Source organism: Streptococcus sp. HMSC064D12 (assembly GCF_001837205.1).
GTDB lineage: Bacteria > Bacillota > Bacilli > Lactobacillales > Streptococcaceae > Streptococcus > Streptococcus salivarius_D.
In genome coordinates this window covers 41,035-44,040 of sequence record NZ_KV831765.1, presented here as the reverse complement: position 1 = coordinate 44,040, position 3,006 = coordinate 41,035, and the positions used below count along the sequence as shown (strand labels likewise).

Annotated in this window: 1 protein-coding gene; it reads left to right on the top strand. The window is 37.6% G+C overall.

The window, feature by feature from the left end; all coding sequences use genetic code 11:
- Positions 1-3,006: SspB-related isopeptide-forming adhesin (locus tag HMPREF2697_RS09050; RefSeq protein WP_306806826.1), on the top strand; the 3,006-nt coding region annotated here is incomplete at both ends.

Here is a 3,006-nt window from a genome sequence, read left to right as displayed (position 1 = left end):
AATTCAGCTTCGTCCTTAAAGATTCAGAAGGTAAAACTCTTGAAACTGTGAAGAACGATGCGGCTGGTAACGTTAAGTTCAAAGCTCTTGAATTCAAGAAAGGCCAAGAAGGTGTTCATAACTACACAGTAGAAGAAGTTAAAGGCACAGACGCAACCGTTACATACGACACAATGAAAGCGAATGTAACAGTTACAGTTAAACACGATGGAACAGCTAAAGTTCTTATCGCGACTGTAGGTGCAATTGCGGACAAAGAATTTAACAACCGTGTGACTCCTCCAGAAGAGCCTAAGTTCCAACCAGAGAAATATGTTCTTAGCGATGGTAACGGTAAGTTTGATATCACTGGTACTAAGCTTCTTGATGATGATGCAGAGTTGACAGATAAGTACGCAGACACAAATGCGAACCCATACGCTGATAAAGCTGATAACAACGAAGCAGAAAACATCAATACGAAAGCCGTGAAACGTGGCGAAACTATTAACTACCAAGTATGGCTTGATACAACTAAATTTGATGCAAACAATAAGGATAACATCCAAACTGTTGGTATTACTGACAACTATGATGAAGCTAAATTGGATGTTAAGGTATCTGATATCAAGGCTTACGATGGTAAGACTGGTAAAGATGTTACTGATAAATTCAACATCTCAATTGCTAATGGTGTAATCACAGCTAACCTTAAAGATGGCTTCACTAAGTCACTTGGCGATGCAGAAAACACTCAAATCATCGATACTACTAAGTTCGAATTTGGACGTTACTACAAGTTTGTCATCCCAGCTAAAGTTTCTGACGGTGCTTACGATGGTGCTGAAATTGAAAATACAGCAGCTCAAGTAGTTAACTACTACAACCCAACTACTAAGAAGACCGAAAAACCAGAGAAACCAACTGAAAAGCGTGTCAACAATGTTCCAATGGCTATTCAGTTAATCTTCGGTAAGACACTTAATGGTCGTCAATTGAAAGATAAGGAATTTAACTTTGTCTTGAAAGACGAAGCAGGAAAAGTTCTTGAAACTGTTCAGAATGATGCTAAAGGCAAAGTAACTTTCTCTACTATTAATTATGGAAGAGACGATCTTGGTAAGACCTTTAACTACACTGTAGAAGAAGTTAAAGGAACTGATACAACAGTTACTTATGACAATATGAAAGTCAACGTTACTGTTAAAGTTATTCAACCTTCAGCAGGTAATCAATTATCAACAGTTATCTCTTATGCTACAGTTGGTGGAAATTCTTATGAATCAGACGACAGAATTTTCGATAACAACGTAACTCCTAACTTCAAACCAGAGAAATACGTTGTTTCAGAACCAAGCTTCGACATCATTGGCAACAAACTTGCTGATGACGACGATTCAGCTGATAAAGTTGAAATCCAAAACTTGAATGGTAAGACCCTCAAACGTGGTCAAAAGATCTACTATCAAGTATGGCTTGATACTCGTGACTTCACAGCAGAAAGCAATCTTCAAACAGTTGGTATCACAGATAACTACGAAGAAGATAAGCTTGACATCAACGCTGCTGATATCAAGGTTTACGATGGTATCACTGGTGCTGATGTTACTGATAAGTTCGACATCAAGGTTGAAAATGGTGTTCTCTACGGTACATCTAAAGCAAGCTTGACTAAAGCTATTAGTGCAACAGATGCTACTCCAGTCATCGACACAACTAAATTTGAGTTTGGTCGTTACTATAAATTTGATATCCCAGCTGTTGTTAAAGACATTGATGCTAACGACGGTGTAGATATTGAAAATACAGCCAACCAAACAATTCACCAATACAACCCATTCAATAAGAAAGTTACAACTCCTGAAAAGCCAACTCAAACACGTGAAAACAACGTTCCAGTTCCACTCGAGTTCAACTATACTAAACGACTTGAAGGACGTGAGTTGACTGCAGGTGAGTTCAGCTTCGTATTGAAAGACAAAGACAACAAAGTTCTTCAAACAGTAACCAACGATAAAGATGGTCACATCAAGTTTGAAAAACTCTTGTTCAATAAAGATGATCTTGGTAAGACATTCACTTACACAGTTGAAGAAGTAGCTGGTAAAGATGCTTCAATCACATACGATACTATGAAAGCAACTGTAACAGTGAAAGTTACTAAGGAAGGCAAAGTTCTTACAACTGTCGTTAACCACGCTTCAACAGGCGGATTTGCTTCAAGTGCTAACGATAAAGAGTTCAACAACAAAGTTCGTCCACCAGAAACACCAGAATTTAATCCAGAGAAATACATTCTTAATGAAACTAAGTTCGATTTGAAGGGAGTATCTCTTCTTGATGATGACAAAGAGTTGAAAGATAAGGTTGCAGAAACTAATGCAAATCCTTATGTTGATGATGCTTCTAATAATGAAAAAGCTAACATCAATACTAAGACCGTATATCCTGGACAAAAAGTTGTTTACCAAGTATGGTTGGATACTACTAAATTCACTGAAAAGAATAATATCCAAACTGTTGGTGTATCAGATGACTATGAAGAAGATAAAGTTGATATCAATGTAGCTGATATTAAAGCATATGATGGCATCACAGGTGATGATGTAACAGCTAAGTTCGATATCAAGGTTGAAAACGGTGTGATTACAGCCAACCTCAAAGATGGCTTCACTAAGTCACTTGGCGATGCAGAAAACACTCAAGTTATCGACACAACTAAATTTGCCTTTGGACGTTACTACAAGTTTGATATTGTTGGTAAAGTCAAAGACGACGTTAAGGGTGGTGTAGACATTGAAAACACAGCTTCTCAAATCGTTCATTACTACAACCCAACAACTAAGTCTGTTGAAAAACCAAATAAACCAACAGAAAAACGTGTTGTTAACGTTCCAGTTAAAGTAGAATTCAACTTCACTAAACGTTTGGAAGGTCGTGAGCTTAAAGCTAACGAATTCAGCTTCCAATTGAAGGATGAAGCAGGAAATGTCATCGAAACTGTTAAGAACGATGCCAAAGGTAACG